Source organism: Tritonibacter scottomollicae, assembly GCF_003003215.1.
Classification (GTDB): Bacteria; Pseudomonadota; Alphaproteobacteria; order Rhodobacterales; family Rhodobacteraceae; genus Epibacterium; species Epibacterium scottomollicae.
Genome location: NZ_PVUF01000009.1, coordinates 131,730 through 144,256, shown reverse-complemented (window position 1 = coordinate 144,256; position 12,527 = coordinate 131,730). Strand labels below are relative to the sequence as shown.

Below are 12,527 nucleotides of genomic sequence, written 5' to 3'. Positions count from 1 at the left end.
TCCCACAACATAACGCTAATGTTACGCGATGAGGCCCCAACACGTCGGGCAGTTTCAAGGAGACTAAGAATGTCCAAACCGATGACCAAAACTCAGCTTGTGGCAGCGCTTGCTGAGGAAATGGACAGCGACAAGAAAACCGCTGGCGCCGCGCTGGATGCCGTGTGCAACCTGATCACCCGTGAAGTGTCCGGCGGTGGTGCCGTGACTCTGCCGGGCGTTGGCAAGATCTATTGCCGTGAGCGTCCGGAGCGCGAAGTGCGCAACCCGGCCACCGGCGAGAAGTTCATGAAAGAAGCAGACAAGGTCGTGAAAATGACCATCGCCAAAGCGCTGAAAGACAGCGTGAACGGCGACGCCTGATAGACCTTTTGGTCTGGCGACAGCTTCGGGGCTGCCCTTTGGGGCGGCCCTTTTGTTTTGTACCAATATCCGATCACGACCTATTCACCCCGCCGGGAACTGGTTAGCGTGCCGGCGATGACAACGAAGGGGCCATTGATGGATTTGCGTGCAATAGCGATGGGGCTGACATTTGCCCTGATGTGGTCTTCTGCCTTTACCTCGGCGCGGATCATCGTTGTGGATGCTTCCCCGTTGTTTTCGCTGGCGATGCGGTTTCTGATCTCCGGCGTGATTGGTGTCCTGATCGCGCGTGCCCTTGGGCAGACATGGCGACTGACGTCTGGGCAGTGGAAGGCGACCATCGTGTTTGGCGTCTGTCAGAATGCGCTCTATCTCGGGCTCAACTTCGTTGCGATGCAATGGATCGAGGCGTCTTTGGCCGCCATTATTGCGTCGACCATGCCGCTGCTGGTGGCGCTTGCCTCGCTGATCGTGTTCCATGAGAAAATCCGCCCGCTCGGGTTGCTGGGACTTGTGGCCGGTGTGGCCGGGGTCGGCCTGATCATGGGAACGCGGATTGGTGCCGGTGTCGACCTTGTTGGTGTGGCCTTCTGTGGGCTTGGGGTGTTGGCCCTGACTGCAGCCACACTTGCACTGCGCGGGGCGACGTCAGGTGGCAACTTCATGATGGTGGTGGGGCTGCAGATGCTGATCGGCTCTGCAGTGCTGTTTCCGGCGGCCCTGACGTTTGAGACCATTCGCGTAGACCCGAGCTGGCCGCTCGCGCTCGCGTTCATCTATACGACATTGGTGCCCGGGCTGGCGGCGACGCTGATCTGGGTGATGCTGCTCAACCGGATCGGTGCGGTGAGGGCGGCGACCTTCCACTTCCTCAACCCGGTGTTCGGTGTCGCGATTGCCAGCATTCTGCTGGGAGAGCGCCTCGGAGTGCTGGATGTGGTTGGCGTGGGGATCGTGACGCTTGGTATTCTTGCGGTGCAGCTGTCGCGGCAGCCCGCGACCAGAACCGCACCGATGGCGCCTGGCCTCTCGGCGCGGGCGGATTAAAAACTCAGCTGTTCAGCTGCCCTTCGACGGCCTGACGGATCGCACCGGACATTGGCCGCGTGAGGGAGCCCCAAGTCTTCACGACATTTCCGTCTGGTGACAGCAGGATCTTGTTGAAGTTCCAGCGCGGCACAAACCCGGTCTGCTGTGCCACTTCGCGAAAGAACGGATGAGCGTCCTGACCGGTCACCTGCGTGATATCCGCCATCGGCAATGTGAGATCGAAACGGGTTTCGCAGAACTCTTTCACCTCTTCGGCGTTGGAAAGCTCCTGATTGAAGTCATTCGACGGGACGGCCAGCACAATCAGCCCCCGTTCACGATAGGTATCGTAGAGGGTCTGCAGCCCATCATACTGTCCGGTAAACCCGCACATTGACGCCGTGTTGACCACAAGCACCGGCTGCCCGCGAAAGCTCTCCAGATCGAGGGTCTCGCCATCTATGGATTGAAACGTGCCTTGTAGCGGCGCGCTGTTTACCGTCGACATTCCGAAAATCCCAAACAACATCAACATCCCTGCCAGAAACACGCGCATCAGAACTCTCCTTTTGAAATCATACGGACCGGTCCGCAGGGTGGATCACTTTTGCTCACGGGAGGAGGTGACTGCCAGTCACCCTCTTGCGCATTGGGGTTTGAAAGCGCAGTCTCCGACCCCAAATATTGCCCTATCAATCATGTGGGAGGGGCCCATGACCAAATACTTCAAGAACCCAGATGCCGTCGCAGCGCTGTCGGAAGAGGAATTCCACGTCACGCAAAACGCGGGAACCGAACGGCCGGGCACGGGCAAGCTGCTGTCCAACAAGGAGCCCGGCATCTATGTGGACATCGTCTCCGGCGAACCGCTGTTCGCTTCTGCCGACAAATACGAGTCGGGGTGTGGCTGGCCGAGTTTTACCAAGCCGATCGAGTCCGCCCATGTGCAGGAAATCGAAGATCGAACCCTCGGCATGATCCGCACCGAAGTGCGTTCCACCCATGGCGACAGTCATCTCGGGCATGTTTTTCCTGATGGACCGGCGGATCGGGGCGGCCTGCGCTACTGCATCAACTCGGCGTCCTTGCGCTTTATCCACCTCGACGACATGGAGGCGGAAGGCTATGGCGCCTACATCAATCAAGTGGAGGACCACCGATGAGCAATACCGAACGTGCCGTTCTGGCTGGCGGTTGTTTCTGGGGCATGCAGGAGCTGATCCGGAAGCGCACAGGCGTGCTGAGCACCCGTGTCGGCTATACCGGCGGCGATGTCCCGAACGCGACCTATCAGAACCATGGTACTCATGCTGAGGGGATCGAGATCATCTTTGATCCCGAGCAGACCTCCTACCGTGAAATGCTGGAGTTCTTCTTCCAGATCCACGATCCCACCACAGAGAATCGCCAGGGCAATGACGTCGGCATGAGCTATCGCTCCGCCATCTACTATGTGGATGAGGCGCAGAAAGCCGTGGCGCTGGACACGATCGCCGATGTGGATGCCTCTGGCATCTGGCCCGGCAAAGTGGTGACAGAAGTGGAGCCCGTAGGCGATTTCTGGGAGGCCGAGTCTGAACATCAGGACTATTTGCAGCGCCTGCCAAGCGGCTACACTTGCCACTTCGCTCGTCCCGACTGGGTCTTGCCCAAGCGGACTCAAGCAGCGGAATAAACCTGATTAGAGCCTGATATCAGGCCCTGAACCCAGAAGCGGCCGTCCGGTAGAGGACGGTCGCTTGCCATTTTAGATGCTACTGATGCGCAGCGCGCGGGCGGCCGCTGGCCTGCACCGTCAGCAGCGCTTCGACGAAGATCGACCGCGCTTCGACCTCTGCGGTCCGGATGTCCCGGCTGACATGTACGTGGATATCGCCGGCCCCTGCTGCTTCGGCGGCGGCGACGGCGTCCGCGCGCAGGGATTTTTCCAGCGCCTCCAGGGCCTCCGCACTGGCTGTGAAATCTCGCGGACCGGTGTCGAAATGCACCCGGAACTTGCCCTCGGACGGGGAGGTGACGGTTCCGCTCCGTCGTTGGGATATCCGCCCGACGACGGCACCGATGGCATTGGCGACCCCGGCGTGTTCCGGCAGGATCATTCTGCAGCGCAGCCGATCACCCACCGCCGGGTAATAGCTTGGGGCAGAAGCGCCAAGACCAATCACGTCCACGTTCACGCGCGCATCGAGTGCCAGCACGCCCCGATGCCCCGCCAGACCACGCTGCAGCAGGATATGACGGGCGAGATCCTTTGGGTTGCCCCCAAGCGACGCCTGCTCTTCGCAAAAAACCGATTCCAGCAACGTCAGCGCCGTCTGCTCCGTCAGTTGGTCGACGATCATCTGCGCCAGCGCTTTCGCGTCTTCGGCCACTGTGTCGCCGCTTCCGATCCGGCGACGGGCAAAGATCGTCAGGGCCTTTTCTGCAGCGTCTCGATCCCATGCGGAAACCCGGTTCAGGACGTGGCTGGCATCGGAGGGCGTGATACCCGCAATCTGCACCAGACCACGGTCAACCAAGCGGTTCAGCGCCCCGTGCTCCATCCGGGTGCGCAGCACGTCACCCAGTGCACGGACGCCGGTGCCGACCCGTGCCAGAACAGTGGCCTCTCGTTCCGACAGACCAACTGCGGGCTGCCCTTCGACGGCGCGGACAAATCGACCGTCGTACTCCCCCACCACAGGCGCGCGCAGCTGCGCCTCAAGCGCTGCATGCACGACATCAGGGGCCTCGGCGGCAATCAGGGAGACCGGCAGCACCCGGCGCGGACCAAGCGTCACGCCACCTTCCAGACCATCGGTGTTGAGATGCACCTGACTGTCACCACCAAGGCCAGTGGTGCGCATGGCCACTGCCTCCACCATGGTGCGAAAGCCCCCCACCAGCGCGCCTTCGGGGTCGATCTTGGGCAGGCCACGTTCGATCAGTGCCACATCGGTGGTGGTGCCACCAATGTCGCTGACCAGTGCGTTTTCAGCCCCGGTCATCCAGCGCGCACCGACGATCGAGGCGGCAGGCCCGCTGAGGATCGTTTCGATCGGCCGGCTGCGCGCCTGCTGCGCCGACATCAAGGCCCCGTCGCCACGCACCACCATCATCGGGGCTTCGATCCCGATATGCGCCAGCGTGTCCGCCGCGCGATTGATAAGCTGGTCGATCATGCCGATAAGGCGCGCGTTCAGCACCGCTGTCAGCGCTCGCTTGGGTCCGTTCAGCTTGGCCGAGAGCTGATGCGAGCAGGTCACCGGCGCGCCAGTGCGCTCCTGGATGATCTTCGCCACTTCCAGCTCATGCGCGGGGTTGCGAGTGGCAAACACCCCGGCGACGGCAAAGCCGCTCACACCGGCAGATGCAGTCTCTAAAAAGGCAATCAGGGCCTCTGTGTCGAGTGGTTTCGCCTCGCTGCCCGCATGGGTATGGCCGCCGGAGAGGATCAGCGCCGGGTCGCCTTTCAGCGCTTCATTGAGGCCATGGCGGTCCAGATCCTGCTCGGAAAAGCCGATGTAGATGAGCGCCACACGCCCGCCCTGTCCCTCAACCAGCGCATTGGTGGCCAGGGTCGTGGACAGGGCCGCCAAGGACACCTCAGTCGGTGAAGCGCCGGATTGTTCCAGCACCGCCCGCACGGCACCACCAACCCCGATCGCCAGATCCTGTCGGGTGGTGAGCGATTTGGCCGAAGCGATCACTTCCGTTTCGTCGCGGATCAGGACCGCATCCGTGTAGGTGCCCCCGGTGTCCACCCCAAGCAACAACGCCATCTTATCCTCGAATTCTGTTCACGCCTGCATGGGTGTCACGACCATTCGCGTCACGTCCACTCTGTTTGCGTCATTCCTGCAGTCGCATCACGGCCCAACGCGCAGCATCGGCCACGGTGGGATCGGGATCTTCACACAGCCGTTGGGCATCGGACAACAGGCCGGGGTCGCCGGAATTTCCGATGGCATAAAGCACATTGCGCACAAACCTATCCCGCCCGATCCGTTTGATCGGCGAGCCAGAAAAACGCGCGCGAAAATCGGCATCATCGAGTTGCGCCAGCTCGGACAGCGGCGGCGCAATCGTTCCCTCCCGCGCAGCATAGCGGATGTCGGAGGCTTCAACCGCAAATTTGTTCCAGGGACAGGCAGCCAGACAATCGTCACAGCCGTAGATCCGATTGCCGAGTTTGCCGCGCAGCTCCTCGTCGATGGGTCCCTTATATTCGATCGTCAGATAGGAAATGCAACGCCGCGCATCCAGCTGGTAGGGCGCTGGGAAGGCGTCCGTCGGACAGGCCGTCAGGCAGGCCTTGCAGGAGCCGCAATGATCCGGTTCAGCCGGGTCGATGGGCAGCTCCAATGTGGTAAAAACAGAGCCTAAAAAGGCCCAGTTTCCCCAATCTCGGCTCAGAAGGTTGGTATGCTTGCCCTGCCAACCCAAGCCGGAGGCCTGTCCCAGCGCCTTTTCCGGCACTGGAGCTGTGTCGACAAACACCTTCACCTGCGTTTCATCACCCGCCTCGGCAATCATCCAGCGCGCCAGTCGCTTCAGCCGTTTCTTGACGAGATCATGGTAGTCCTTGCCTCGGGCATAGACGGAGATCGCAGCGCGGTCCGGCAAGCCCACAACCGACATCGGATTTTCATCCGGCATATAGCTTTCCGCCAGCATGATGACAGAACGCGCCTCCGGCCAGAGTGCGGCCGGATTTTCACGCCAGTTCACCCGGTCTGCCATCCAGCCCATCTGGCCATGGTATCCGGCATCGAGAAACGCGCGCAGCCGCTCTGGCACCTGCGGCACATCCCATGGCCGACAGATGCGCGCAGAGACGAACCCCTCGGCGCGTGCCTGTTCCACAAGCCGTGACTTTATATCGCCGACGTCATTCATCTTTTCAGAAATACCCTCGGGGGTGAACGGGCCGCAAGGCCCGGAGGGGGCAGCGCCCCCAGAGCGGTCTCAGAAATCAAGATCCGCGTAATGCGACGGCGGACGGAAGCCAGACACCTGATCGGCCAGGATAGAGCGGAAGGCGGGGCGGGATTTGATCTTGGCGTACCAATCCTTGACCACGGCAGAGCGGTTCCAGTCCACATCCGAGATGTAATCGAGCGACGACAAATGCGCCGCGGCCGCGAAATCTGCCAGCGTCATGTTGTCCCCCGCCAGCCAACGCCGGTGGTCGAGAAGCCAGGACATATAGTCGATGTGATACTTGATCGCTTTGGCGCCCGATTTCACGTTGGAGCTGTCGGGATAGCCTTCGCCGGTCATCTTCTTGTTCACCCGCTCATAGAGCAGCTTCGAGGTCACTTCGCTGTGGAACTTGTCGTCGAACCAGCTGACCAGACGGCGCACTTCCAGCCGCTCCGGCGCGGTCTTTGGCATCAGTGACGGGTCGGGTCGGGTTTCTTCGATGTATTCGCAGATCGCGGCGCTTTCGGCCATCAACATGCCGTCGAGACGCAACACCGGAACTTTGGCCGCAGGGTTGCGACGCAGGAAGTCCGCGTCCTTCTCCCAGTAGCGTTCCTCGACAAGCTCCACCTCTATCTTCTTTTCTGCCAGCGACAGGCGGACCTTGCGGCAGAAGGGGGACAGGGGGACGTGATAGAGACGTGCCATGGGCGTCAAGTGCTCTCCGGTTGTGATGAGGTCGGGTTTCTCCAGCAATGCCTTGCCAGAGCGGAAACTTCAATGCTCGAAACAGGCCGAGCGCCCGTCACGCTCGATGGTGGCGGCGCCATCCATGATTTGGCGCGCTCTTTTGCGCATGAAATTGCCGGGTTGAGCGGCTGATCGCTCTTTCGGGTTGGGCAGAAGCGCTGCGATCAGTGCCGCCTGCTGTGGGCTGAGCGCATCTGCACCGACACCGAAATAGTGCTGCGCGGCGGCATCGGCGCCAAACACACCATTGCCCATCTCGGCCACATTCAAATAGACCTCGACGATGCGGCGCTTGCTCCAGGTGGCTTCGACCACGGGGGTCATAAAGGTTTCCAGCGCTTTACGCACCCAGCTGCGTCCCTGCCAGAGAAAGACGTTCTTCACGACCTGCTGCGTGATCGTCGACGCCCCGCGATTGGCGCCGGCCTCCAGTGCGTTGCGGATGGCATTGACGTCAAATCCCCAGTGTTCACAGAACCGCGCATCCTCTGCCGCGACAACGGAGCGGGCGAGGGCAGGGGCGATGTCCTCGATGGGGACCCATTCACGTTCCACGTGGCCGAGGCGACGCTTCTCGGTCCAGATCGTGTGGGTGAGTGGCGGGTTCACCACGGAGTAAAGCAGAATCATCGCCAGCAGAAAGACCAGGCCGCCAAGTGCAGCCCGCAGCGCCCAACGACGCAGGCGGAGATACAGCGCGCGCGGGCTGAACCGTGCGGGCTTCGATTTCGATTTGCGGGATGTCTTCTTGCGTGCTGCCTTTGCCATGGGCTCTCTATAAGACAGAGAACCGCTGCTCTCCAACAGGGAAACGTCCAGCTTGGCAGGTTGCAGTGTTCGGGGCAAAAAAGCGCCCCACAGGTCGAAACACTGCGGGGCTCAGTTTCAGGAATAAGATAGGATCTTATTCTCGGGGATCGTTGAGTTATTCGGCAGGGATCGCCGAAGATTCCGTTGCGATGGGATGCGGCAGCTTGTTCAGCATCTCCTTTGGGCAGACCTGAAGGAAATGCTGCTTTTCGCTATCCCAGTGCTGCAGGATCTCGGCGGCCTTGCGGCTGCCTGTTTCCACCAGATGACGTTCGACAAGCGCTTTCAGCTCTGCCTCCCAATGGTCCACAGTCAACGGACAGGTGACGAGGCTTTCCATGTTCATCAGATGCTCGGCGGTGCCTTCTGGATCATAAAGATAGGCCATGCCGCCGGTCATGCCGGCCCCGAAGTTCGCGCCAATGGTGCCGAGGATGACAGCAACGCCGCCGGTCATGTACTCGCAACCATTGGTGCCGCAGCCTTCGATCACCACCTTGGCGCCGGAGTTGCGCACCGCGAAACGCTCACCCGCACGGCCCGCGGCGAACAGGTAGCCTGCAGTTGCACCATAGAGCACGGTATTGCCGACAATGGTGTTTTCAGACGCGGTCAGCGGCGATGCCATCGAGGGGCGCACAACCACGGTGCCGCCCGAAAGCCCCTTGCCAACATAGTCGTTGGCGTCGCCGGAGACTTCCAGTTTCAACCCTGGCGCGGCGAATGCCCCGAGCGATTGACCTGCAGAGCCCTGCAGTTTCACCGTCAGGTGATCGGGCTGCAGCGTGTTGCGCATGCCGAAGTTCTGCACGATGTGGCTGGAGGTGCGGGTGCCCACCGTGCGATGCGTGTTCTGCACCGCATAGGACAGCTGCATCTTCTCGCCGTCCTTGAGGAACCGAGCGGCATCGCGCACGATTTCCGCATCCAGCGTATCCGGCACCGCGTTGCGGTCCTTGTCGCGGTTGTAGACGATGCTGGCAGACCCATCGACGGTGATCAGCAGCGGGTTCAGGTCGAGGTCATCGAGGTGGGCCGAGCCACGCGACACCTGGGCCAGCAGATCCGCCCGCCCGATCACCTCATCAAGGCTGCGCGCCCCGATGGAGGCAAGGATCTCGCGGACTTCCTGTGCGTAGAAGGTGATGAGGTTCACCACCTTGTCGGCATTGCCGGTGAACTTGCCGCGCAGTGCCTCGTCCTGGGTGCAGACCCCAACCGGGCAGGTGTTGGACTGGCACTGGCGTACCATGATGCAGCCCATCGCGATCAGCGCGGCGGTGCCGATGCCGTATTCCTCGGCGCCCATCATCGCGGCCATGACGATATCACGCCCGGTGCGCAGGCCGCCATCGGTCCGCAGGGTGACGCGGCCGCGCAGGTTGTTCATTGCCAGAACCTGATGCGCTTCGGTCAGACCCATCTCCCACGGCAGGCCGCAGTATTTGATCGAGGTCGCAGGCGAGGCCCCGGTGCCGCCGTTGTGGCCCGAAATCAGGATGATGTCGGCCTTCGCCTTGGCCACACCGGCGGCAATGGTGCCAACACCGGAGGAGGCCACCAGCTTCACCGTCACCTTGCAGCGCGGGTTGATCTGCTTCAGGTCGTAGATCAGCTGCGCCAGATCCTCGATCGAGTAGATGTCATGGTGCGGCGGCGGCGAAATCAGCGTGACCCCCTTGGTGGAGTGACGCAGGCGCGCAATCAGGTCGGTGACCTTCATGCCCGGCAGCTGGCCACCCTCGCCGGGCTTGGCGCCCTGAGCGACCTTGATTTCCAGTTCTTCGCACTGGTTCAGGTATTCGGCTGTCACGCCAAAACGGCCCGACGCCACCTGCTTGATCTTCGCCGACGGGTTGTCGCCGTTGGCTTCTGGCACAAAATGCGCCGGATCTTCGCCGCCCTCACCGGAGTCGGACTTGGCGCCGATACGGTTCATCGCCACGTTCAGGGTCTTGTGCGCCTCGGGGCTGAGTGCGCCCAGCGACATGCCCGGGGTGACAAAGCGTTTACGGATCGAGGTGATCGATTCCACCTCTTCGATCGGGATCGCCTTGCCCAGCGGCTTGATGTCCAGCAGATCACGCAGGTGGATCGGCGGGTTTGACTGCATCTTGGCCGAATACTGCTTCCACATCTCGAAAGACGCGCGGTTGCAGGCCATCTGCATCATATGCATCGAGGTGGCTTCCCAAGCGTGGGTCTCACCCGATTTGCGTGCCTTGTAGAAGCCGCCGATCGGCAGCACGTTTTCCGCGGTATCCCAGCCCTTGGCGTGGATCTCCTCGGCCTTCACCTGAATCCCCGAGACACCAATGCCGGAAATCCGCGAGGTCATGCCGGGGAAATACTCTGCCACCATGGCGCGCGACAGGCCCACCGCCTCAAAGTTGAGGCCACCACGGTAGGACGACACCACAGAGATGCCCATCTTCGCCATGATCTTCAGCAAGCCCTGATCGATCGCCTCGCGGTAGCGGGCGACATTCTCGGTCAGGGAGCCATCCAGCAATCCGCGCTCGATGCGGTCGGCCAGCGAATCTTCCGCCAGATAGGCGTTCACCACGGTCGCACCACAGCCGATCAGCACCGCGAAGTAATGCGGGTCTATACACTCCGCCGAACGCACGTTGAGCGAGCAGAAGGTGCGCAGGCCCTGACGGATCAGATGCGAGTGTACGGCGGAGGTCGCAAGGATCATCGGCATCGCGACCTTGCCCGCACCGGAGTGCTGGTCGGTCAGAACGATATGGCCAGCGCCGGAGCGCACGGCTTCTTCCACCTCGGCGCGAATGCGGGCCAGCGCGCTGTGCAGCGACCCTTTGCCGGGGGCGAAGGAACAATCGATCTCGGCCAGTTTGGAACCGAGGTTCTCGACCAGCTTGTCCCATTGCGAGTTGCCGACAAAGGGGCTTTCCAGCACCACGATCTCGGTCTGGGAGCTGTCCTCGTCGAGCACGTTCTTGAGGTTGCCGAAGCGAGTCTTCAGGCTCATCACGCGGAATTCGCGCAAAGAGTCGATCGGTGGGTTGGTCACCTGAGAGAAGTTCTGGCGGAAGAAGTGGCTCAGCGGGCGATATTGCTTCGACAGCACCGCAGAAGGGGTGTCATCGCCCATGGAAGCAAGGCTCTCCTTGCCGTCCTCGGCCATCGGCGACAGGATCTGCTCCAGCTCCTCGATGGTATAGCCGGCTGCAACCTGACGGCGGCGCAGTTCCTCGCCGGAGAACAGGGGCGTTTCCTGCACGCTGCCCAGCACCGCGTCCAGATCGTTGACTTTCGCCACCCAGTCGCCAAAGGGCAACGCGCGGGAAAGTTTATCCTTGATTTCAACGTCGTGGTAGAGTTCGCCCTTCTTCATGTCCACGGCCAGCATCTGACCCGGACCCAGCGCGCCCTTTTCCACCACAGAGGCTTCGTCGATCGGCACCATGCCTGCCTCGGAGCCCGCAATGACCAGACCGTCGCCGGTGACCACATAGCGCATCGGGCGCAGACCGTTGCGGTCGAGACCAGCACAGACCCAGCGGCCATCGGTCATCGCTAGCGCGGCGGGCCCGTCCCAGGGCTCCATCACGGCGTTGCAGTAGGAATACATGTCACGCCAGGCCTGCGGCAGTTCCTCGGCCTGTTTGGACCAGCTTTCCGGCACCAGCATGGTTTTTGCCATAGGTGCGGAGCGGCCTGCGCGCACCAGAACCTCAAACACCGAATCCAGTGCCGCGGAGTCCGAAGACCCATTGGCCACGATCGGCTTGATGTCCTCGGCGTGGTCGCCAAAGGTCGAAGACGCCATGCGGATCTCATGGCTCTTCATCCAGTTGACGTTGCCCTTCAACGTGTTGATCTCGCCGTTGTGGGCCAGCATGCGGAACGGCTGTGCCAGCCACCACTGCGGGAAGGTGTTGGTGGAATAGCGCTGGTGATAGATCGCAAAGGCGCTTTCGAACCGTTCGTTCATCAGGTCGGGGTAGAAGACGGCAACCTGTTCGGCCAGCATCATGCCCTTGTAGATGATCGATCGGCAGGACAGCGACGCGATATAGAGCGCGCCAACCTGCGCGGCGGCAGCGGCCTTCTCGATGCGGCGACGGATGACGTAAAGCTCGCGTTCGAAGGTTTCTTCGTCCACACCCTTGGCGTTGGAGATCAGGATTTGTTCGATCTCGGGGCGGGTTGCGTTGGCCTTGTCGCCGAGGCAGGTCACATCCACCGGCACATGGCGCCAGCCGTAGATGTAGTACCCCATGCGCAGCACTTCGGTCTCGACGATGGTCCGGCAGGTTTCCTGAGCGCCAAAATCGGTGCGTGGCAGGAACACCTGACCCACGGCCATCAGCTCATCCTTGCGCGGCTCGTGGCCAGTGCGCTTGACCTGGTCGTGGAAGAAAGGCACCGGGATCTGCACGTGAATGCCCGCGCCATCGCCAGTCATGCCATCGGCATCCACCGCACCACGATGCCAGATCGCCTTTAGTGCGTCGATGCCGGCCTCAACCACCTTGCGGCTCTTACTGCCGTCAACGGAGACCACAAGCCCCACACCACAGGAGGAATGCTCTTCTTCCTCGGAATAAAGACCGTTTTCGGCCATCCACTGGCGCTTGGCTTCTTCTGCGCGGACCCAGTTCTCATCATATTTGGTCATCTGTGTATTCTCCTCTGCC

10 protein-coding genes are annotated in these 12,527 nt (G+C 61.5%); 4 read left to right on the top strand and 6 right to left on the bottom strand.

Going from position 1 to position 12,527, the window contains the following annotated elements:
* Nucleotides 1-69 precede the first annotated feature (69 nt).
* Nucleotides 70-363, top strand: coding sequence for an HU family DNA-binding protein (locus CLV89_RS14715; RefSeq protein WP_005618395.1), 294 nt, complete (start codon nucleotides 70-72; stop codon nucleotides 361-363).
* A 138-nt stretch (nucleotides 364-501) separates the two neighbouring features.
* Nucleotides 502-1,413: a DMT family transporter gene (locus tag CLV89_RS14710; protein WP_106164415.1), complete on the top strand. Its 912-nt coding sequence runs from the start codon at nucleotides 502-504 to the stop codon at nucleotides 1,411-1,413.
* 4 nt (nucleotides 1,414-1,417) lie between these two features.
* On the opposite strand, the gene CLV89_RS14705 is transcribed toward CLV89_RS14710, so the two are convergent.
* Nucleotides 1,418-1,951, bottom strand: coding sequence for a glutathione peroxidase (locus tag CLV89_RS14705; protein WP_394804999.1), 534 nt, complete (start codon nucleotides 1,949-1,951; stop codon nucleotides 1,418-1,420).
* Between the two features lie 157 nt (nucleotides 1,952-2,108).
* On the opposite strand from CLV89_RS14705, the gene msrB reads away from it, so the two are divergent.
* Both msrB and msrA read left to right on the top strand, forming a co-directional pair.
* On the top strand, nucleotides 2,109-2,558 hold the full coding sequence (gene msrB / locus CLV89_RS14700; protein ID WP_106164414.1) for a peptide-methionine (R)-S-oxide reductase MsrB: 450 nt from the start codon (nucleotides 2,109-2,111) through the stop codon (nucleotides 2,556-2,558).
* Entirely contained in the window at nucleotides 2,555-3,070 is a 516-nt protein-coding gene (msrA, locus tag CLV89_RS14695; protein ID WP_106164413.1) for a peptide-methionine (S)-S-oxide reductase MsrA, read from the top strand. Before msrB ends, msrA begins: the two co-directional genes overlap by 4 nt.
* Before the next feature lie 79 nt (nucleotides 3,071-3,149).
* On the opposite strand, the gene CLV89_RS14690 is transcribed toward msrA, so the two are convergent.
* The 5 genes from CLV89_RS14690 to gltB all read right to left on the bottom strand — a co-directional run bounded on the left by CLV89_RS14690 (nucleotide 3,150) and on the right by gltB (nucleotide 12,508).
* Nucleotides 3,150-5,156, bottom strand: coding sequence for a hydantoinase/oxoprolinase N-terminal domain-containing protein (locus CLV89_RS14690; RefSeq protein ID WP_106164412.1), 2,007 nt, complete (start codon nucleotides 5,154-5,156; stop codon nucleotides 3,150-3,152).
* Nucleotides 5,157-5,226: 70 nt separating this feature from the next.
* Nucleotides 5,227-6,273 (bottom strand): tRNA epoxyqueuosine(34) reductase QueG, encoded by a 1,047-nt coding sequence (gene queG / locus CLV89_RS14685; RefSeq protein ID WP_106164411.1) that lies wholly within the window; start codon nucleotides 6,271-6,273, stop codon nucleotides 5,227-5,229.
* A gap of 69 nt (nucleotides 6,274-6,342) precedes the next feature.
* Nucleotides 6,343-7,008: an FtsZ-binding protein FzlA gene (gene fzlA, locus CLV89_RS14680; protein ID WP_106164410.1), complete on the bottom strand. Its 666-nt coding sequence runs from the start codon at nucleotides 7,006-7,008 to the stop codon at nucleotides 6,343-6,345.
* Nucleotides 7,009-7,077: 69 nt separating this feature from the next.
* A complete protein-coding gene (gene mtgA, locus CLV89_RS14675) occupies nucleotides 7,078-7,818 on the bottom strand; it encodes a monofunctional biosynthetic peptidoglycan transglycosylase (protein WP_106164409.1) in 741 nt (246 codons plus the stop codon).
* A gap of 157 nt (nucleotides 7,819-7,975) precedes the next feature.
* Entirely contained in the window at nucleotides 7,976-12,508 is a 4,533-nt protein-coding gene (gltB, locus tag CLV89_RS14670) for a glutamate synthase large subunit (RefSeq protein ID WP_106164408.1), read from the bottom strand.
* Nucleotides 12,509-12,527 lie beyond the last annotated feature (19 nt).

Excerpts from the sequence above, each read along its gene's own strand:
- queG (WP_106164411.1), bottom strand. The coding sequence starts at position 6,273 with ATGAATGACGTCGGCGATATAAAGTCACGGCTTGTGGAACAGGCACGC.
- fzlA (WP_106164410.1), bottom strand. The coding sequence starts at position 7,008 with ATGGCACGTCTCTATCACGTCCCCCTGTCCCCCTTCTGCCGCAAGGTC.
- CLV89_RS14690 (WP_106164412.1), bottom strand. The coding sequence starts at position 5,156 with ATGGCGTTGTTGCTTGGGGTGGACACCGGGGGCACCTACACGGATGCG.
- mtgA (WP_106164409.1), bottom strand. The coding sequence starts at position 7,818 with ATGGCAAAGGCAGCACGCAAGAAGACATCCCGCAAATCGAAATCGAAG.
- gltB (WP_106164408.1), bottom strand. The coding sequence starts at position 12,508 with ATGACCAAATATGATGAGAACTGGGTCCGCGCAGAAGAAGCCAAGCGC.
- CLV89_RS14715 (WP_005618395.1), top strand. The coding sequence starts at position 70 with ATGTCCAAACCGATGACCAAAACTCAGCTTGTGGCAGCGCTTGCTGAG.
- CLV89_RS14705 (WP_394804999.1), bottom strand. The coding sequence starts at position 1,951 with ATGCGCGTGTTTCTGGCAGGGATGTTGATGTTGTTTGGGATTTTCGGA.
- msrA (WP_106164413.1), top strand. The coding sequence starts at position 2,555 with ATGAGCAATACCGAACGTGCCGTTCTGGCTGGCGGTTGTTTCTGGGGC.
- msrB (WP_106164414.1), top strand. The coding sequence starts at position 2,109 with ATGACCAAATACTTCAAGAACCCAGATGCCGTCGCAGCGCTGTCGGAA.
- CLV89_RS14710 (WP_106164415.1), top strand. The coding sequence starts at position 502 with ATGGATTTGCGTGCAATAGCGATGGGGCTGACATTTGCCCTGATGTGG.